A 19,235-nucleotide genomic window follows, 5' to 3' on the forward strand; every position below is an offset into this window, starting at 1 on the left:
CCTTTCTGGCAATTTGCCCCAGCCTAACAATCCCGACGCTGCCCGCAAGTGCTTCGCCCTCGCGTTCAAGCAAAGTCACCCTGACAAATCCGCTCCATCCCAAATCGCAGGGAGCGAATGATCGCCTATCCGCAAAAGGCGCTGCACGGTTGCGGATAGGGCGATGGGATCATTCGCTTCAAAACAGGTAATCACATCTCGCGCGACCCGCGCCACAGCCTCTAAGCCGACCGGACGCGAGAGCATTTCGATCGCCCGCACCGCGCGGAGTAACTCCTCAGGTGAATGCGTTGTCGCGGCGGAGGCGACCGTCGCGATGTGAACGGCGATATCTTCCATCGCACAGGCGAGAAACGCCTCCGCGTTGATCTGCCCAAGCTCCGCATAAAGGGCAATGATATGCGCCTGATCGAGCCGAACGGCTTCATTCACGCACAGAGTCTGAATTTTACGCACGCGTTTCCCCTTTTCCCTTGGCCCCTGAGCCTGCGGCCTAACGTCGGTTGGAGGTGTCAAGATTTCGTATAGCCCTGCTATCAAAGCCTCTCGAAATTGATACGATTTGCGTCTATGTAACTGCAGATGAACGAAGAGGTGCTTTCGATGAAATCCGCTATTCGCCCCCTGCCCGCATATCTCACGCAGCGTTATCACGGTTGGAAAGCCACGACCTACACCGAGAATTCCGCGTGGTATAAGCGTCTCGCGAATGAAGGTCAGCGTCCGCGAGCGATGGTGATTTCGTGCTGCGATAGCCGCGTGCACGTCACGTCCATTTTTGGCGCGGACCAGGGCGAATTCTTCATTCACCGTAATATCGCCAATCTTGTTCCTCCGTTTAACCCTGATGGCGATCACCACGGGACATCGGCCGCGGTCGAATATGCGGTAACGACCCTGAAAGTCGCGCATCTGATCGTGCTTGGGCATTCGCAATGCGGGGGTGTCGCGGGATGCAGCGCAATGTGTGAGGGCCACGCGCCCGAACTTGAGGAGAAAACCTCGTTTGTGGGCACCTGGCTGAATATTCTGCGCCCGGGATATGAGCGCGTGCGCGATGTGCCCGAGGCCGAACGTGTATCTGCGCTAGAGCGCGAAGCGGTGGTCGTGTCATTGGAGAATCTGCTGACATTCCCCTTCGTGCGCGAGATGGTTGATGCGGGCAATATGACACTACACGGCTTGTTGACCGATATCGGTGAGGGCGCTTTGCTTCAATATGATCCAGAATCGAATAGTTTTACCGCGATTTAAATCGCAGTTAACGATGTCTTTGGATTTCCAGACGAAGCTGTTGGTATGGAACAACAACGACTCGTCTCAATCAAATTGCCGCTATCGCTGATCGCCGCCCTCGAAAAAGCGGCCCACGCGGGAGAGGTTTCGCCAGCGGAAGTTATTCGCGCGACATTGAAGCATGCTTTTCCGCCGAAATTGGGCGGGGAAACAGAGGCCCAGAAAGCTGGGGAAGATCTAAGAGCGGTCCGCAAAGCGCTTGCGACCGCGCGAGGATGGCTGGATCTGCAGGCAAGGCTGCGCACGTGCGGCTTTGTTCTGCGCCCTGAAAATGATCGCCTGTTGCTGTGCACGTGGCCGATCGAGGTGCAAATCCTGCCGATTGAAGTTCTTGGAACAAGCCTAGCGCGTCTCACCATGCGATATCGAGCGCCGTTTCCCGGTTTTCTGCCTGGGCCTATCTGTGAAGTGCCGGTTTTTCGCAGCTTGCGCGCGTCTAGCGAGGGGACGCCGGCCATCCCCGCGTCGGAAGATATGGGGGAGCCGGTGTCATTCCCGTCGATTGAGGCTGCCGAGCCGGTGCAAAACAGGCGCATTTTCGTGACGCCGCCACTCAAACTGACGAATCCGATTAAGGCGGTCGATCGTTCATACCAAACGCAGGGCGAGACAGAGGTCGTGCCTATGTTCGGCTCGTCGCGACGAGGGGCGCCCACCGCATCGAGCGCGGCCTAAACAGGCCACGGCGCGAAACAAATGCTGTATCTCGCGCCGTGGTCAAACGGGTCGTGTCACCGAAGGATTTGCCCGTCTGGCCAACCCAGATTGCTTTGGATGCGAATATCCTGTGAACCGCCCGCCGCCAAGTTCAGATCCCAGGCCCAGACCCCGCGCTTGTCATCGACATCTGTTTCGCTCGGTGCTGGTGTGGCGCTTGCATCCACGGTCAATGTTTCTTGCTCTGAATAGGGAACACGGTCGAGGACGCGCAGATCCCAATCCTTATCGGTGAGGTTCTCGACAGTGATCACAGCAACTTCTTGACGCGCGTTCGATTTTGTAATGAAGCCCCGATCGCCTTGAAGTGTCTCCGGCTCGATCCGTTTGAGCTGGAGGCCATTAATCGCGCCGAACCCGACACGCAGCGTATCGCCGGTTGTGATGAGAGGAAGCTGCATGATGCCCCGGAGAGCGCCCCCGTCATATAGAACCGCCTCCCCCGGCAGCATGATGTCGCCGACGTTGATTGCCGACGCGATGAGGTAAGCAGTGCTGTCGACAAGAGGCACTGCTTCCGCCTGAACTTCGGCCTCCAATGTCATGGTCTTCAATGAGAGGCGCACATCCTCCACCCCGTCGCGGAGGGTCACAGGCTGCTCGTAAGTATAAACGACGGTCTCTCCCTGTAGCACGGCCTCCAGTTGAGTGGCCATCGGACCAGCATCCGCGAGCATCGCGGTTTCGGCCACCGCCCCCATCGCTCGGGCCGATTTGGTCAATGGCACAGGTGCCGCAGGATCTTGTGTTTGCACCAGACGGGGCCAAATTTCAGACGGTAGGGCCTGCTCATTGGGGCGAGCAGTTGAGAGTGTGAGCGCAACGCCCGTCCAGTCTTCGCCGGACGCCTGTGAGATGAACACCGATCGTTCAATCTCCATCTGGTTCGCTTCTCGATCCAGTCGAATATCATAGGAGGGGCGCCACGCAGCAGCATCGGTATAGGTCGTGATCGTCAATACGCCAGAGCCCTCGACCTGTGCGGACAGGGTTGCTTTAGGCGCCGTGTTTTCGAGCGCTGCGAGCGCCTGCCGCGCGCGATCAAGCGCTTGCTCGTCGGGTTTCAAGGCCGCTTCGGCGGCAATGGCCTCTTGCTCTGCCGCATGTCCGGCATTTGCGGCGGCGAGCACCTCCTCCGATACCATGCGCGCAAGATCGCGTAGCGCGTCTGGCGCAGCGCCGTCGCCAACCGACATCCCGCGAAGGAAGGTGATCTGTTCTTCCGACGCGCGAACCTTCAATCGTATCGCCGCGATTTGTGCGCGTTTTTGCGCAAGCTCAGCCTCGAGGCGCTCCACTAACGTGCGGGCATCTTTGATTTCGTCGGAGGTAAGATCACCTGTTGCCGCCTGGCGATCTGTCGCGAGCGATACGGCGCCGACCTTCACATCGCCCGCAAGGCGGAGCGATTTCGCCTGCGTCCCTGCGGGGAGGTCGGGGATCAGCAGCTCGTGCTGGCCCTCCGGCGCCTCAATCGCAACTTCGCGCGTCACTTGCGCGCCCCAAGGAAACACGGTCACCGACGTCACCTTGGAACGTGCTTCAATCGTATCTGCAAGCAGCGCGCTGGGCGCCGTCGAAATCAACAAAGCAAAAGCAGTCGGGAAAAAAGCAATCGGGCGCATCGGAACCTCCAAAATTCAGTGCTGACAAGGTCGCGGTATGGCATCGCAAAAGCAAGAGGGCGCCCGTTGCGGACGCCCTCACGTTTGGGTCAGTGGCGGTAAACCGCTTGGTATCACCCCTTCTTCAGGCAGCGATTCCCCAGCGTTTCAGCGATCTGAACGGCGTTCAACGCGGCGCCTTTGCGCAGGTTATCCGACACGCACCAAAGGTTGATACCATTGTCGAGCGTCGGGTCCTGACGGATCCGCGAGATATAGGTCGCGTATTCGCCAACGCATTCCACGGGCGTGATGTAGCCACCCGCTTCGCGCTTATCGATGACCATGATGCCCGGTGCTTCGCGCAGGATGTCGCGCGCCTCTGCCTCGTCGAGGTGATCTTCAAACTCGATGTTCAAAGACTCCGAATGGCCAACAAACACCGGAACGCGCACACAGGTCGCGGTCAGCTTGATGGATTTGTCGAGGATTTTCTTGGTCTCCGCGACCATTTTCCATTCTTCTTTGGTCGAGCCATCTTCCAAGAACACATCGATATGTGGGATCACGTTAAACGCGATTTGCTTTGGATAAACGCTGGGCGCGACTTCCTGTCCGGGAACATACATGCCTTTGGTTTGGTTCCAAAGCTCATCGATGGCTTCTTTGCCCGAGCCCGAAACCGATTGGTACGTCGACACGACAACCCGTTTGATCTTTGCGCGATCGTGCAGCGGCTTGAGAGCCACCACCATCTGCGCAGTCGAGCAATTCGGATTCGCGATGATCATTTTCTTTTTGTAGCCGTCGACAGCCTCCGGGTTCACTTCCGGAACCACGAGTGGGATATCGGGATCGTAGCGATAGAGCGACGAGTTATCGATGACGACGCAGCCTTGGCTTGCCGCGATCGGGGCGTATTTCTTGGTCGCGTCAGAGCCGATGGCAAAGAGGGCGATATCCCAACCGGTGAAATCGAAGCCCTCGATATCCTTAGTCTTCAAAGTCTTGTCACCGAAAGAAACTTCCGTGCCAAGCGAGCGGCGGGAAGCAAGAACGGCAATTTCATCTACCGGAAATTGACGCTCGGACAGAATGTTGAGCATTTCGCGCCCAACGTTCCCCGTAGCGCCAGCGACGACGACTTTGTAGCCCATAAGGACCTCCTATAATATCGAACGAGGCCGTTTACCGCATAGCCCGCTTAAGGGGAAGGGGATTTATCCGGAACGGCATTGATGCGCCTTATTCTATTGGGCGGCGCGGCGGGGCGAACACATTAACAATGTGGTGGCTTTTCTGGTTGAGAGACGACGCGCAGGTCACAGATCGGGCCGCGGCTTGGAGAAGGTGTAGGCGATAAGGCCGATCGCGACTGGCAGAGCGAAGAACCACATGATCACGCCGTAGGTGTGAACAGGGTCGCCCGCCTCGGACGCGAGGCGATATACTGGGCGAGACCCAAAACTGGCGAAGGCCGAGCCCGCAATCGAGAACATATTCAGTAAAGTGACGCCGCGTCCCACTAGGTGTGGTGGGAAAAATGCCCGCCCATGTGCGATGAGCGCGGGGAAGGCCGAGCCGAAGAACCCGATTGCCGCCAGAATGAGGGTAATCTGCCAAATCGGCGCGTCGGGCGCGATTGCCAAGGCGATGATCCCTGCCAAGAGGCAGGCGGTGCCGATAAGGTTGGTTTTTTTGTGCGATCCGGTTATCCGCTCTGCCGCGCCATAGGCGAAATTTCCTGCGACCATGGCAAGCCCCATGATCAGGGTGACCACACCGATCGTCTGTTTCGTTGCGCCGTGAACTTCCGTCAAAAGCGGTCCTGCCCAGACCCCCCTGATACCGGATGCCGGTATATAATTCACTGCGATCAGTGCGAGAATGGCCCATAGCGTTGGAATACGCAGAACGTCGAGGAGAGAGCCCGCGCCCGTTTGGGGCGGCGCGGCGCGTTCAGGGTCACGTAAAATTACCCAGATCGCGGCGGCTGTTGCGAAGGTCACTGCCGCGAGGGCCCACACCGTCTGCCGCCAGCCAAAGCTGTCGATCGCGGCGACGAGCGGGGCTGATCCAGCGATATTCCCCAGCGACCCGAGTGCTACGATCAGGCCGGCCATTGTCCCAAATGCCGTCACGGGCATGGTGCGCGCGATGTAGTAATAGCCACCCATCAAAACGGGCGAGCAGCCGATCCCGATAGCAATCATCGCGAAATGGATCGCCATAGGTCCTTGCGCGAGGGCAAAGCAGATCGCGCCGCCCCCACCGCCGATTGCGAGGATTGGGGCGACGATGCGGCGGGGGCCGTAGGCGTCAAGCCAGCGACCGACAGGAATTTGCATCGCAGCGAAGGCCAGATACCAAAGCCCGAGCGAGACTGCCAAATCATCGGGAGCCGCGTTAATTTCTTGCGCAAGAACGGGCGATAAAACCGCCAAAAATGCACGGTAAAATTGGCTGAGCACATAGCCCAGAACAAGTGTTGCCAGACCTGCTGTCATCACGCCTCCTCATCGGCCGTTGGCCTGTCTCTCGCTTGATCCGCGTAAGCAGATCCGCGCTCCCTGCGGCACGCTGGCCGCAAAGACGGCTGCGCGCAAGGGGGCGCGGCGTGGCATTCGCAGCAATTCGCGTGAGGAGGGGCTACTCTTCGAGCCGCAAGCGCAATTCGCGAAGCACGGGGAGCGCTTGGCGCACTTTATCTTCACCGATGCTACGGACGATATCGCTGATGACTGGCATGAATGCAGCCAATGCCGCATCTCTGGCGGCGCGGCCTGCGGGAGAAATCGCGACGAATTTCCGGCGCGCGTCGTCCCAATCCGGGCGAATATGAATATGCCCGGCCCAGACGAGTTTAGACAAAGTATTTGTCATTGCCCCACGTGTTACATGAAACGTCGCGGCGAGTTGGGCAGGGGTTCGTTCTTCATTGAAATGGGCAAGGTGGTTCAGAACGGAGAAATGCGAGATCTCCATACCCTTTGGCAACGCCTTTGAGACGCGATTGCGCGCCAACTGGTCGGCCATGAACACTTCTGCAAATAAAGTCGCGGCGAGAGGGTCTGATTGATCGCTCATGCGGTGCTCGTAGGGGAGGGGTTTGCGGCTGCGGCTGCGACGGCAAACGGACGATCGTGAGTGATTGAGGGGATGCGCCCGCGAACTTTCGCGACATCGCTAAGATCGAGGTCGACGACGGTGATACCTTCCTGGGGTCCGGCATCCGCCAAAATTTCGCCCCAAGGGGAAATCACGAGCGAATGGCCATAGGTGCGCCGGGGGTGTTTCGGGGCATTGCCCTTCACCGCAGGATGTAGCCCGCATTGGGCCGGCGCGAGCACAAAGCACCCCGTCTCAATCGCACGCGCTCGCAACAGAATATGCCAATGCGCAGCGCCAGTCGTATCATTGAACGCCGCCGGAACGGTCAGGACCTGCGCGCCGGCCTTGGCTAGCACACGGAAAAGATAGGGGAAGCGGACATCATAGCAAACGGCCATCCCGATGGTCGTATCCTGCACCAGAGCTGTGATCGCCTCAGTGCCAGGACGGTAAGCTGCGCTTTCGCGATAGCTTTCCGTCTCAGATACGGTGACGTCGAACATATGAATCTTGTCGTACCGCGCCAGAATCTCGCCCTGCGGCCCGATCAGGTAAGATCGATTGGCGAAGCGGCCGTCCAGATCGTCTGTTTTGATCGCAAGCGAGCCGATCAATAGATGCACGCCCAAACGCTGCGCGTCCCCGCGCAGCGTTTGAAGGGTTAAATCATCTGTTTCGCTGCGCAACGTCGCGGCCTGATAGCCACGATCCGATGACAGCAAGTTGGTGCATTCAGGCGTCAGGATGAATTGCGCGCCTGCCTCCGCCGCCTGTGCAATCAGCGCACGCGTGCGGATCAGGTTCGCCTCCACGTCATCGGAGACCGTCAGCTGAACGAGCCCAACGCGCATCAGGCGAGCAAAGCGTCGAGCTTGCCTGCGTTTTCAACAGCATAAAGATCATCGCAGCCGCCGATATGTTTGCCATCAATGAAGATCTGCGGAACGGTCCTTTTGCCGCCGGCGCGTGTGGTCATCGCGCTGCGGATCGAGGGATCAAGCGACACATCGGTTTCTTCAAAAGAGACGCCCTTTTGCTTGAGCAGCGCTTTGGCGCGGTGGCAGAAGGGGCAGGTTGGTGTCGTGTAAATTTCAACGCGTTTCATAGTCAATCCCTTTCGGTTTGGTGTGACTATAGGCATTTAGGCATCCCGCGCAACGCGCGCTAGTACCGCCACCGAAACCTTCCGTGCGCCCGCGTTCAGGCAGGCGTGCGCGGATGCACGTAATGTTGCGCCTGACGTTAAGACATCGTCCACGATCAAGATGTCTCGTCCGTTTATGCGGTGGGCGTGGCGCGGGGTGATTTCGATGGCCCCTTTCAAATTTGCTTCGCGCTGCTCTGCGGTCTTACCGCCTTGGCTTTGAGTCGCGTTTGGCCGTCGCAGCAAATCGGGGATATGCTCTAACGCACGCGCTTTCGCGAGGCGAGCAGACAGAAGCGCAGATTGATTATAGCGCCGCTCAAATAAGCGTTTCCTGTGCAAGGGGACAGGCACGACAAGTGTTTGTGCATCAATGATCGGCGCCACTGCTGACGTGAGCCACCGCGCGAGGGGCTTTGCCAATGCGTACCGATCGTTTTTCAACGCGAGGACCATGTCACGGCCCTTGCCCTTATACACGAACACGGCCCGTCCGCGTTGCCATGGAGGAGGGTTCGCGTGACAGTCATCGCACAGCGTGCGCCCCCCGTCGGCCTCACCCGCCAAGGGAAGCGCGCAGCAGTCGCAAAAGAACCCCCGAATGAAATCTGTCTGCCCCCAGCAAGAGGCGCACAGCCCACCGTCCTTGATCACAAACTCCTCGCAACAAGCGCAGCGCGGAGGGAAGATCGCATTCAATGCGTGATAACTGATGCGTTCAAGCGGCGCGGTGAGCATTCGGCGCCCTCTGGTATCCCGATGTGTTGCGGATTATGATGAACCTCATGACGAAACCTCCCCTTCTCACTGATCGCACCGCCCAGATCGCCCGCCGCGCCCGCGCGACGCGTGAAGGGCTTTTCTTGCATGAAGATGCTGCTGCCGAGATTGAGGAGAGACTGAGCGAGGTTAATAAAACGTTTACCGCGCCGGCCATTGTCACAGGTTTCCCCGACCCGTGGGGAAAAATTCTGCCGAATGCAAAAATCGTGCGCGATGATGAGGTGATTGACCTCGATCCGCAGGCCCATGATCTGGTGATTCACGCGTTTGGCTTGCACTGTGCGAATGATCCCGTCGGGCAATTGGTGCAATGTCGCCGCGCCTTAAAGCCTGATGGCTTTTTCCTCGGTGTGGCGTTCGGGGGTCAAACTCTCGCGGAGTTGCGCGCAGCACTTGCTGAGGCGGAAATAGCGACGACAGGCGGTCTTTCACCGCGAGTTCTGCCGATGGGCGAGATCCGCGATATGGGGGGGCTTTTGCAACGCGCCGGATTTGCTTTGCCCGTTGCCGATAGCGCCCTGAAAACGGTTCTTTATCGCGATGCGTTCCATTTGATGCATGATCTGCGCACAATGGGCGAAACAAATGTTCTGACAAGTCGGCTGCGCAGTTTTTCTCGTCGCAGCGTGTTTGCGGAAGCGACACGGATATACGCCGAAAACTTTTCACAAGGCGACCGCGTGCGCGCGAGTTTCGAGATGATCTATCTCGGGGGGTGGGCGCCCCATGAAAGCCAGCAAAAGCCGCTCAAGCCCGGATCGGCGCAGATGCGACTTGCCGACGCATTGGCGGCAGCACAGCTTGACGGGCCCGCATCGCCCGCTAAGTCGGACAAAAGCCAGCCCGAGAGCGGTGATGAAGGCCAAGGTAATAAGGGACAAGATTCATGATGACGAAAGCAGGCGAAGGTCGCCTCACTCACGCGCCCGCCGACCATCCGGCGGTTCTGAAGCCCAAGATCGGTATCTTGTTCGCTAACCTCGGTACGCCCGACGGGACGGATTACTGGTCGATGCGTCGGTACCTCAATGAGTTTCTATCCGATAAGCGGGTGGTCGATATCCCCGATTGGAAATGGCAGCCCCTGCTACAACTGATCATCCTGACGCGCAGGCCGTTTACCTCGGGCGCCAATTACAAGCTGATCTGGAACAAAGAAGCAGATGAAAGCCCTTTGATGACGATCACGAAGCAGCAGATCGCGAAGCTGAAAACAGCGGCCGATCTGCGGTATGGCGCGGAGGTGATGGTCGATTTCTGCATGCGCTATGGCAATCCATCGACGCAATCCGTCGTCGATAAGATGGTCGCTGCGGGATGTGAGAAAATCCTGTTTGTGCCGCTTTATCCGCAATACGCTGGCGCGACATCCGCCACGGCGAATGATGCGTTCTTTAAGGCGCTAATGAAAGTTAACCGTCAGCCTGCGGCGCGCATTACGCCTGAATATTTTGATCGCCCCAGCTATATCGACGCGCTCGCCGGAACGGTTGAGCGGGCCTACGCCGCTTTGCCACATAAACCTGATGTGCTGGTTGCGTCGTATCACGGGATGCCAAAGCGGTATTTGATGGAGGGCGATCCGTATCACTGCCAGTGCCAGAAAACCTCACGTCTTTTGCGTGAGCGGCTGGGTTGGGAAAAAGGCTCCATCGATACGACGTTCCAATCGGTCTTCGGGCGCGAGGAATGGTTGAAGCCTTATACGGTTGAGCATGTCGCGGAACTTGCAAAGCAGGGCAAAAAGCATATCGCTGTTATCTCGCCTGCCTTCGCGTCCGACTGCATCGAGACGCTGGAGGAAATCAACGGTGAAATTCGCGAGGCATTCGAGCATGCGGGCGGTGAGAGCTTTACTTATATCCCGTGCCTGAATGACGACGAAGCGCATATCAAAGTGTTGATGGAAGTCGTTGAAGAAAATCTGCTCGGCTGGATCCAGTAACGGATACCTGGATGATATGAAAAGGGCAGGTCGTTTGACCTGCCCTTTTTTGAATGCGTGATCTGTGCGAACTTAAATCAACAGAACCTGTGTGCCGACTTTGGTCAGAGAGAACAGCTCTGCGATCTGTTCATTATACAAGCCGATGCAGCCGTTCGATGATTTACGACCGATCTTGCGCGTGTCGTGCGTGCCGTGAATACGGTAATACTGCCACGACAGCCAAAGTGCATGCGTGCCGAGCGGATTGTCCGGGCCTGCTGGCACGAAATCTGGCCATTCAGGATTGCGCTCTTTCATCGACGGAGTCGGCGACCAAGTCGGGCCTTCGACTTTCTTAATAATTTCGGTGCGGCCACGGCGGGTCAAATCTGCGGTCAGCGGCACGGATGTCGGGTAGAGCTTGTAAACGGTTTGATCTTCGGACCAGAAATGCAGCGCGCGCGAGATGGTGTCGACAAGAACAGCGCCGTTTGCCGTGTTGTCAAAATACGGACGCCAATCAAGCGTGCGGAACGACGAGATATTGCGGCGGTCGTTCGTGTATTCTGTGGTCTCGTGGTTTTCCGCGGTCGGATCATAGACGGCCTGCGATTGCGCCAAGGCAGGCGCGGCAAGCGTCGCGCCGACTGTGGCGGCGGCGGTGCCAAGAAAGCGGCGGCGGTCAAGAAGGGTGCGCGAGGCGGTCATGTCTTTACTCCATCAGCCCCGAATCACTCGGGCAATCGAATTTCGGGCGAAAACAGCCCTTTGTTTAAGTGTAAATATTGCGTGACTGCCGCAGGTGCAAATCAAACGACTGTCATCTGCGTGATCACGCAGAGTTGCGTTTGCCCCAGAGGTTACAACATTGTAAGGCTCTCCACGATCACAAATGGGTGGGTTTATGTCTCGCATTGCTATTATGTTGCTATCGGTGCTGTCTCTTGCGGCCTGTGCCTCCGAACCGGAAGCGCAATTTGGCGCCGATGGAAAGCCGTTGCCGCAGGTTTACAAGATCAAGTCCTCCGAGGAGGCGAAGATCCCTTACCGCGTTCTCGACTCACTGAATGCATTGCGGTCGGCGCGGGGCGTCGCACCTGTCACGCTGAGCCCCACCCTGACGGCCGCTGCGGCAACCCACTCGCGGGATATGTCGGTGCAAAACCGTGCTTGGCACTTTGGATCGGATGGCTCCTCCCCGATCGACCGCGCCCGTCGCGCAGGGTACGCGGGCCGCATTTTGGGAGAGAACATCTCCGAGACCTTCGAGAACGAGACAGAAACGCTCGCGGCATGGATGAACGTGCCCGATACGCGCGAAGTTCTGCTCAGCCCGGAGGCACGCGAGATCGGATTTGCATGGCTACAAGAGCCGACAGGCAAAATTTGGTGGACGCTTCTGACGGGGGGATAAGTTGGCATAAAGCCGTTCTTGCGTTTCACGACCCAACGAAAAAGGGGGCCATCGCGGCCCCCTTTTTTTGCAATTCGCAGTCATCAAGATCTTAAGGGAACAGGAAAATCACTGTCCCATCTTGGACCATAGCGAAAATTTCTTCAATTTCGTCGTCGCTCACGGCAATGCAGCCAGCCGTCCAGTCGCGCCCTAGGCCTTTGTTCTTGCCTTCGCGACCATGAATGAAGATGTCACCGCCAGGTTTACGGCCAGCAGCGTCCGCGCGCGCGACATCATCCGTATCGGGATACGAAATCCCGAGCGACAGATGATAGGCAGAGTTCCAGTTGCGGCGGTCAATGCGGTAGGCGCCCTCAGGTGTCTTCCCGTCGCCCTCGAATTGCTTCGGTCCGATCGGATTGCCCCCGAGAGATATGTCGTAGGTCTTGATCACTGTGGTGCCACTGATCAGGTAAAGCTTCCGCTTCGCTTTAAAAATCTGCAGCTGCGTGATCGGCGGACCATCATAGCGCATAATGCGTGGTTGCCGCGCAGGGGCATAGCCCAGCAAGCTATCCCCGCCGCCCCCTCCGCATGCGGAAAGAAGAGCAACGCCGGAAAGGCCAATCATCGAACGACGGGTTAGCATGTTAAGTCCTGTGGTGATTTGCTCGAGCTTTTTTTCTTGCTCCTAACGGATCACAGATCGGTTGAGAAGGGGGGTAAAACTCTCGTTATCGTGATGGCCGTGTGAATTCTGCCACGAGTTCCACATGGGTTGACCAGCGGAATTGATCCACCACGGTCAGCGGGCCAAGGGAGAACCCTGCTGTGATCAAACGCCGCGCGTCGCGGGCGAATGTGATCGGGTTGCAAGAGACATAGGCGATCTTGTGCACCTCGGAGAGGGCGATCTGCTCGATCTGAGCCTCGGCGCCTGCGCGTGGCGGATCTAGAACAACCACATCAAACGGCTTCAATTCATCCGGCAATAGCGGACGGCGAAACAAGTCGCGCGCCTCCGTTGTCACGCGTTTTAGCCCCTGCGCAGAGCGCCAGCCGGTATCAAGCGCGCGAATCATCGCGGGTTCGGATTCTACGGCGTGGACTTCGGATGTTTCTGCGAGGGGGAGGGCAAATGTGCCGCACCCCGTAAACAGATCAACAACCCGCGGCGCATCGCCAACGATAGCTTTCACCGCCTCCAGCAATGCGGCCTCGCCGTGTCGAGTGGCCTGCAAGAACGCACCAGAGGGCGGCTGCACGCGGGCTTTGCCCATCGTTTGCTGCGCGGGTGCGCGCGTCGCGACGGCTTCGCCATTCCACGAGATACGCGCGAGGCTGTGCGTCTCTGCCAACCCCGCCAGTGTTGTGAATAGCGCCGGGTCCATTTCCTTGCCGCCCTCACAGGCCATATCAACGCCCGAGTCAGATAGGGTCAACGTGAAGGCGATTTCGCCCTTGCGCGACGAGCCGGCCAAGGTCGCATCCTGCGCCGCAGGCAGCGCCGCCATCAAGGCGGGATCGAGAAGTTTGCACTGCGGAATTTCGATGATCGTATCCGACCCGCGCGCATGGAAGCCGACCAGCGCGCCTTTTTTCGTGCGCCGCCCCGTCACCACCGCTCGCCGTCGCGATTGCGTGGGAGAGGTGAGCGTCTGCGTGGTATGCGCCTCGATGCCTTGGCCGCGCAGCGCGGTCTCGACAACTTCGGCCTTCCAACGCGCAACGAACGGATCGGCGGCGTGCTGCAAGACGCACCCCCCACAAGAGCGGTAGTGCGGGCAGGGCGCTTTGACACGGTCCTCCGAAGGGGTGATGATCTTGGGCGCGGTAATTCTGGCCTCACCCGTGGCTTCAACGACTTCGCCGGGCAGGGCCATCGCGACATAGATCGGGCCGTCGGGCGTCTCCGCAATCGCGTCGCCCAAATGACCGAGGCGGTTGATTGTCAGAGTTTGACGGGGTGTTTCGGAAGGCTGGCTTATCGGCTGGCTGGTCATCAGAGGCGGCTCCTATTCGGCCGCCTCTTTATCATCATCACACTCGATGAATCCACCAGATTGACGCTCCCAATAGCGTGCATAAAGGCCACCTTGCGCCAGTAGATCGGAATGCGATCCTGCCTCGACGATTTCGCCTGCTTCCAAGACCACGATACGATCCATCTCGGCAATGGTGGACAAACGGTGCGCGATCGCGAGAACGGTTTTGCCATCCATGACCCGCGTGAGCGCGTCTTGAATGGAGGCTTCAACCTCGCTGTCCAATGCGGACGTTGCCTCATCCAGCACGAGGATAGGCGCGTCCTTCAAGAAGGCCCGCGCGAGAGCGATCCTCTGACGTTGGCCACCTGAAAGCTTGACGCCCCGCTCTCCCAAGGCAGCGTCATATCCCGTTTTGCCCGTGTGATCTTCAAGTGCCATGATGAACTCATGCGCCTCGGCGGCTTTCGCTGCGGCGATAATCTCCTCCTCGGAGGCATCGGGGCGACCGTAGAGGATGTTCTCACGCGCGGAGCGATTGAACATCGCGGTTTCTTGCGTGACCATGCCAATGTTCCGGCGCAGACTTTCTTGCGTGACGTCGCGGACATCCTGTCCGTCAATCTTAACTTGGCCTTGCTCTGTATCGTAAAGGCGCAAAAGCACAGATACCAATGTCGATTTACCTGCACCGGAGGCCCCCACAATCCCGATCCGCTCACCCGCGCGAATCGAAAGATGGATATCGTTTAGGCCGCCCTTCTGCCGCCCGTATGCGAAGGAAACGCCGTCAAACATAATTTCCCCCGACGCGCGCGGCATCTCGACCGCCTCTGCCCGATCTTTCAGCGTGTGCGGTGGTGTGAGGGTTTTCATGCCGTCCTCGACCTCTCCGACTGAGGCCCAAATCCCCATCAGCGCCATCGAAACCCAGCCCGACATCTGCGCGATCCGCATCGCGATGGAGCCAGAGGTTGCGATGTCGCCTGCGGTGGCTTGGCCTTGCTGCCACAGCAATATCGCGCCGCCGACGAGCAAGACGGGCAAAAGGCCGGAAAAGGCCATCTGCGCCGCACGGTAGCTCGTGTTGATTTTGCCAAATCCAATGGCCTTTTCCCGAAACTTTGCCATGGATTTCAGGGCTTCCTGATCCTCGAAAGACGCATGGGCAAAAAGCTTCACGGTTTTGATGTTGGTGATCGTGTCGACGACCTGCCCCGTCACCATCGCCCGCGCTGAGGCGCGCTCTGCCGATTTCGTGCGAACTTTCGGCAGGAACCACCGGATCAAGGCGATGTAGACAACAAGCCAAAGCGCCAACCCAATCGCGCCCCAAATATCAATGCCGATCAGCAAGATAATCGAGCCGACAACGGAGGCCAGAGCGAAGGCGCCTGTGTTAATTGTCTCCGAAGCAACATCGGTGACGGCGCGTGCTGTTTGCATCTGTTTCTGCGCGATACGGCCTGCGAAATCATTATCAAAGAATGTAACTGATTGCCCCATGGTCCAACGATGCAACCGCGACAGGACAAGTGGCATCACATTTGGATTAACCCAAAGATTGGAGGTCGCGGAGGAGGCCGCGAACGCGAGTGGCCTCAGGATGATGTAAAATCCGACATAGGCGGCAATCAATAACGCGTTCTGCCCGAAAAAGCCTTCCGGACCGGCCAGCGTGGCATCAATCACCATCCCCAAAAGAAGTGCGGATAGAACCTCCATCGTCCCTGCTATGGCTGACATTACCGCAGCGATAGAGAGGGTCGGCCAGCTTCCCTCCAGACACCACCGCATGAAGCGGCCGAGAGTGTTGGGCGGATTGCCCGCAGCGGGACGGAATGGATCAAACATAGGACGCCTTTCAGTTGCCCCTAAAATATAGGGCGAGCGTAGGAAGTGTCACAGCAAATCGCCGCGAGTGAGGGTAAAGCCAGATTCGATCCAGCGCGCTTCAAGCTCTTTCAGCTTCGCGCCCAGCGCGGCGCCTTGGAAAACGGGCATCAAGTCGGCGGGTTTGACGGGGAAGTCAGCATGTGCGCCACACTGGATATCTGCCGTGACGTCGGGCGATAGCGGCATTTCCAGAAGCGCCGAGCGGAGCGCCATGACATCCCGCGCCATCTGCGCGCCAAGGTGATACCCGAGCGCGCCCGCCGAGGCCGTCCCAATCGCAGCCTCTCGCAAAAGTGCAACTTGTTTTGTTTCGGCTTTGGAGAGGCGGAGGGCCGATCCGACATCGCCGCCAGAGACAGCGGCAAGGCGGGTCATCCAGTTGCTCTGCGGCGCCAAATGAACGAGCGGCCCTAGCGCGCGCGGATCCGCGCCAGCGAGCACTTGCGCCAATACGCCCGCATGATACATCGCCCAAACCGCAGGGACGGGATCGTTTGCGGACAACAGTTTGCGCATCTCATTCCCGACACGCTCGCGCGACAGGCGCCCCATGCCGTCTGCAAGTGCTGCGCAAGCGGCCAAACCATCTGCGTCCAGATCTTCGCCATACCAAGCCGAAAATCTGAAAAACCGTAAAATCCGCAAGTAATCCTCGGATATCCGCGTCTCTGCATCGCCCACGAATCGGACGCGACGCGCGGTCAAATCGCGAAGGCCCGCGCCGACGGGATCGAGAACTACGCCTGCCGCATCGGCATATAACGCATTCATTGTGAAATCACGGCGCTGAGCGTCATCTTCAATGCAGTCGGAAAACGCAACCGTCGCGTTGCGTCCGTCCGTTGCGATGTCGCGGCGGAACGTGGTTATCTCATGCGCGATCCCGCCTGCAATAACTGTGACAGTGCCATGCTCGATGCCGGTCGGGACAGGTTTGAAACCCGCCGCCTCCGCGCAGCGCGTGACCGTGGCGGGCGGCGCATCCGTCGAAATATCGATATCGGACACGGGCGCCCCCAGCAGCGCATTGCGCACGCAGCCTCCCACGACATAGGCTCGGTGACCGGCGGATGTGAGCATCCCCATCACCTCTTGGGTTTGCCACCGCGTGAGCCAGTCACCTGTCACCGATGTAGCGACCGGGGCCATTGGTTTTGTGGTCTGTGTCATCCTGCGATCCGGTCTGCGAGCGCACGAAGTATGCGCGCTGTTGCGCCCCAGATGTAGTAGGGGCCGTAGGGAACGGTATAGAAGGATCGTGTGGTGCCGCGCCAGACGCGCCCCTCCACGCGGAAATTGGTCGGGTTCGCGATATGGCTCAGAGGCACAAAAAATATTTCATCGACCTCACCGATCTCGGCGCGCGGCGTAAACGGCCCGTGAATGCGCGCGAAGACGGGCGTGACTGTAAAGCCCGTCACGGTTTCATGCGGATCGAACGTGCCCAAAACCGTAACGGAAGACGGATCAAGGCCGACTTCCTCTTGCGCCTCTCGCAGCGCGGCGGCGGTGGGATTGGCGTCTGTTGGATCAACCTTGCCGCCCGGAAAGGCAATTTGCCCCGGATGATGGCGCAAATGCGATGAGCGTTTGGTCAGCATCAATTCCGCCCCCGCGGGCCCGTCGCGAAAGGCCGCCAGAACGCCCGCTTCTCGCAGAGGGCGCCCCGGAGGGAGAACGATATCAGGGTTCAGATCATAATCCGAAGACGGTCGCCCCGATCGCGCTAAAGCCTGCAAGATCGGGGCTAACGGATCAGTCATCTTTCGCCTCGATCGGATCGCCTTGTGGCGTGACCGTCGCCTCAAACCCCAAGGATTGCGGATCAAACACGTAATGCGCGCCGCAGAACTGGCAATCGGCCGTGACGGTATTTTCCTCCGTCGTCATGGTGCGGATATCCTTGGCTGAATAAATCGCAAGCGAATCGCGCACGCGGTCTTCTGAGCAGGTGCAGCCAAATTCTACGCGCTGCGGGTCGAACACGCGGGGTTGCTCCTCATGGAACAAGCGCACGAGCAGATCCGTCGGATGAACGGTGGGCCCGATCAATTCGAGTTGTTCAACGGTGTCGAGCAACATGTTCGCGCGGCTCCAGTTTTCCTGATCGTCACCGTGCAAGATGTCATCGCCTTCCAACGGGCGCGGGGTGTCCTCCGCAGGCGCGTCAGACTTCGCCATGAGTGGCGACGCTTTTGGCATCGTTTGCAGCATCACGCCACCGGCGCGCCACCGCTCTCCCTCACCCGGAAGCGTCGAACGCCCGAAGGCGAGCGAGAACCGCGTGGGGAGCTGTTCGGATTGCGCGAAATAGGTTTGGGCGCAAGCGGCCAGCGAACCGCCCGACAAAGGGGTGATGCCTTGATACGGCGTCGTGCCTTCGCCTTGGTCGATCAGCACGGCGAAATAGCCTTGGCCGATCTGTCCGAACCCGTCAGCATTCAGATCGACAGCGTCCTTATCGAAGCTTGCCCAGCCACGGATACGCGCCGGTGCGCCTTCGCTGGCGGGGGCATAATAGTCCGTCGCGATGATGCGGATCGGGCCACTGCCGCGGATTTGCAGCGAAAGCTTCCAACGCAGCTTAATCGTTTGACCGATGAGCGCGGTCAGCAAGGCAACTTCGGCAACGAGGGCTTCGATAACAGGGGGGTAATCATGCTGTGACAGCACTTGTTCCAAAACGCCATCCAGCCGTGCAACGCGGCCGCGCACATCGGGAAGATCGAGTTGGAAAGGAAGGACGGTATCGTCCCATGCGATTTGCGAGAGCGTGGTCATATTATATCCTGTGCCCGCCAGCGGGGCTTGGCCCCGAAGGGGTGTCATGTCAAAGGTGTCTTGGCTGGCATACCGTGCCTATATAGGTACGGCAACCGATGACCCAAGGGGGGAAGCAGTAGATGCGCCGTTTTGGAGAGACGCCCAAGCGTGGGCAGGCCTACCGTCCGCGCCACGGAGCCTATGCGATTCTGATTCGGGATGGGGATGTTTTGCTGACGCATCAAGCGCTGCCGGAACCAGAATTCCAACTGCCCGGAGGGGGGATCGACCCGGGTGAAAGCGCGATTCAAGCGTTGCACCGCGAGGTTTATGAGGAAACCGGCTGGGCAATTGCGCAGCCGCAGCGATTGGGTGCCTATCGTCGCTTTACCTTTATGCCCGACTACGACCGCTGGGCTGAGAAGATTTGCACGATCTATTTAGCGCGTCCGGTAATCCGCCGCGGCGCCCCGTTAGAGCCTGGCCATGAGGCGGTATGGTGTCGGGCATCGCAGGCGGCGGATTTGGTCGGGAGCGAGGGCGACCGGCACTTTTTGCGCCATGCAATCCTGAGCTTTATGTAGTTTTACGCATACTGCGGCATCAATGCCGC

21 protein-coding genes are annotated in these 19,235 nt (G+C 58.7%); 6 read left to right on the top strand and 15 right to left on the bottom strand.

What is annotated here, in order from left to right:
• Positions 1–75: 75 nt before the first annotated feature.
• Positions 76–456, bottom strand: coding sequence for a hypothetical protein (locus SJY32_RS13480; protein ID WP_376876321.1), 381 nt, complete (start codon positions 454–456; stop codon positions 76–78).
• Positions 457–603: 147 nt separating this feature from the next.
• Between SJY32_RS13480 and SJY32_RS13485 the strand changes: the two genes are divergently transcribed.
• Positions 604–1,254, top strand: a complete 651-nt coding sequence (locus tag SJY32_RS13485) for a carbonic anhydrase (RefSeq protein ID WP_376876324.1) — start codon at positions 604–606, stop codon at positions 1,252–1,254.
• A 45-nt stretch (positions 1,255–1,299) separates the two neighbouring features.
• Positions 1,300–1,971, top strand: coding sequence for a CopG family transcriptional regulator (locus SJY32_RS13490; protein WP_376876327.1), 672 nt, complete (start codon positions 1,300–1,302; stop codon positions 1,969–1,971).
• A 56-nt stretch (positions 1,972–2,027) separates the two neighbouring features.
• Here SJY32_RS13490 and SJY32_RS13495 read toward each other — a convergent pair whose 3' ends face one another.
• The 7 genes from SJY32_RS13495 to SJY32_RS13525 all read right to left on the bottom strand — a co-directional run bounded on the left by SJY32_RS13495 (position 2,028) and on the right by SJY32_RS13525 (position 8,610).
• Positions 2,028–3,638 carry a DUF4139 domain-containing protein gene (locus SJY32_RS13495; protein ID WP_376876330.1) on the bottom strand — a complete coding sequence of 537 codons (1,611 nt, stop codon included), beginning with the start codon at positions 3,636–3,638 and terminating at the stop codon, positions 2,028–2,030.
• Positions 3,639–3,751: 113 nt separating this feature from the next.
• A complete protein-coding gene (locus tag SJY32_RS13500; RefSeq protein WP_376876333.1) occupies positions 3,752–4,774 on the bottom strand; it encodes an aspartate-semialdehyde dehydrogenase in 1,023 nt (340 codons plus the stop codon).
• Positions 4,775–4,939: 165 nt separating this feature from the next.
• Entirely contained in the window at positions 4,940–6,124 is a 1,185-nt protein-coding gene (locus tag SJY32_RS13505; RefSeq protein ID WP_376876336.1) for an MFS transporter, read from the bottom strand.
• 142 nt (positions 6,125–6,266) lie between these two features.
• Entirely contained in the window at positions 6,267–6,704 is a 438-nt protein-coding gene (locus SJY32_RS13510; protein WP_376876339.1) for a MarR family winged helix-turn-helix transcriptional regulator, read from the bottom strand.
• The gene (locus SJY32_RS13515; protein ID WP_376876342.1) at positions 6,701–7,579 is read right to left on the bottom strand and encodes a carbon-nitrogen hydrolase family protein; all 879 of its coding nucleotides are present in this window, start codon (positions 7,577–7,579) and stop codon (positions 6,701–6,703) included. The genes SJY32_RS13510 and SJY32_RS13515 overlap by 4 nt, the downstream gene beginning before the upstream one ends.
• Positions 7,579–7,833: a glutaredoxin 3 gene (gene grxC, locus SJY32_RS13520; RefSeq protein WP_376876345.1), complete on the bottom strand. Its 255-nt coding sequence runs from the start codon at positions 7,831–7,833 to the stop codon at positions 7,579–7,581. The genes SJY32_RS13515 and grxC overlap by 1 nt, the downstream gene beginning before the upstream one ends.
• 36 nt (positions 7,834–7,869) lie before the next feature.
• A complete protein-coding gene (locus SJY32_RS13525) occupies positions 7,870–8,610 on the bottom strand; it encodes a double zinc ribbon domain-containing protein (RefSeq protein WP_376876348.1) in 741 nt (246 codons plus the stop codon).
• Between the two features lie 47 nt (positions 8,611–8,657).
• Here SJY32_RS13525 and SJY32_RS13530 point away from each other — a divergent pair, with 47 nt between their 5' ends.
• Together SJY32_RS13530 and hemH are read left to right on the top strand one after the other, a co-directional pair.
• Entirely contained in the window at positions 8,658–9,545 is an 888-nt protein-coding gene (locus SJY32_RS13530) for an SAM-dependent methyltransferase (protein ID WP_376876351.1), read from the top strand.
• Positions 9,542–10,600, top strand: a complete 1,059-nt coding sequence (gene hemH / locus SJY32_RS13535; RefSeq protein WP_376876354.1) for a ferrochelatase — start codon at positions 9,542–9,544, stop codon at positions 10,598–10,600. Before SJY32_RS13530 ends, hemH begins: the two co-directional genes overlap by 4 nt.
• A 72-nt stretch (positions 10,601–10,672) precedes the next feature.
• Here hemH and SJY32_RS13540 read toward each other — a convergent pair whose 3' ends face one another.
• Positions 10,673–11,290 carry a L,D-transpeptidase gene (locus SJY32_RS13540; protein ID WP_376876357.1) on the bottom strand — a complete coding sequence of 206 codons (618 nt, stop codon included), beginning with the start codon at positions 11,288–11,290 and terminating at the stop codon, positions 10,673–10,675.
• Between the two features lie 196 nt (positions 11,291–11,486).
• Between SJY32_RS13540 and SJY32_RS13545 the strand changes: the two genes are divergently transcribed.
• Positions 11,487–11,996: a CAP domain-containing protein gene (locus tag SJY32_RS13545; protein WP_376876360.1), complete on the top strand. Its 510-nt coding sequence runs from the start codon at positions 11,487–11,489 to the stop codon at positions 11,994–11,996.
• 91 nt (positions 11,997–12,087) lie between these two features.
• Here the strand turns inward: SJY32_RS13545 and SJY32_RS13550 are convergent, their stop codons facing one another.
• The 6 genes from SJY32_RS13550 to SJY32_RS13575 form a co-directional block, all read right to left on the bottom strand.
• Positions 12,088–12,627 (bottom strand): murein L,D-transpeptidase family protein, encoded by a 540-nt coding sequence (locus tag SJY32_RS13550; protein ID WP_376876363.1) that lies wholly within the window; start codon positions 12,625–12,627, stop codon positions 12,088–12,090.
• 85 nt (positions 12,628–12,712) lie between these two features.
• Positions 12,713–13,981, bottom strand: a complete 1,269-nt coding sequence (locus tag SJY32_RS13555; RefSeq protein WP_376876366.1) for a class I SAM-dependent RNA methyltransferase — start codon at positions 13,979–13,981, stop codon at positions 12,713–12,715.
• Between the two features lie 12 nt (positions 13,982–13,993).
• The gene (locus SJY32_RS13560; RefSeq protein WP_376876369.1) at positions 13,994–15,817 is read right to left on the bottom strand and encodes an ABC transporter ATP-binding protein; all 1,824 of its coding nucleotides are present in this window, start codon (positions 15,815–15,817) and stop codon (positions 13,994–13,996) included.
• A 48-nt stretch (positions 15,818–15,865) separates the two neighbouring features.
• Positions 15,866–17,029, bottom strand: a complete 1,164-nt coding sequence (locus SJY32_RS13565; protein ID WP_376876372.1) for a CCA tRNA nucleotidyltransferase — start codon at positions 17,027–17,029, stop codon at positions 15,866–15,868.
• Positions 17,026–17,622, bottom strand: coding sequence for a CoA pyrophosphatase (locus SJY32_RS13570; protein ID WP_376876375.1), 597 nt, complete (start codon positions 17,620–17,622; stop codon positions 17,026–17,028). The genes SJY32_RS13565 and SJY32_RS13570 overlap by 4 nt, the downstream gene beginning before the upstream one ends.
• Positions 17,615–18,640: an Hsp33 family molecular chaperone HslO gene (locus tag SJY32_RS13575; RefSeq protein WP_376877741.1), complete on the bottom strand. Its 1,026-nt coding sequence runs from the start codon at positions 18,638–18,640 to the stop codon at positions 17,615–17,617. The genes SJY32_RS13570 and SJY32_RS13575 overlap by 8 nt, the downstream gene beginning before the upstream one ends.
• A gap of 122 nt (positions 18,641–18,762) precedes the next feature.
• Here SJY32_RS13575 and SJY32_RS13580 point away from each other — a divergent pair, with 122 nt between their 5' ends.
• On the top strand, positions 18,763–19,206 hold the full coding sequence (locus tag SJY32_RS13580; RefSeq protein WP_376876378.1) for an NUDIX domain-containing protein: 444 nt from the start codon (positions 18,763–18,765) through the stop codon (positions 19,204–19,206).
• Positions 19,207–19,235: the final 29 nt, after the last annotated feature.

The organism is Albirhodobacter sp. R86504 (assembly GCF_042466415.1).
GTDB lineage: Bacteria > Pseudomonadota > Alphaproteobacteria > Rhodobacterales > Rhodobacteraceae > Albirhodobacter.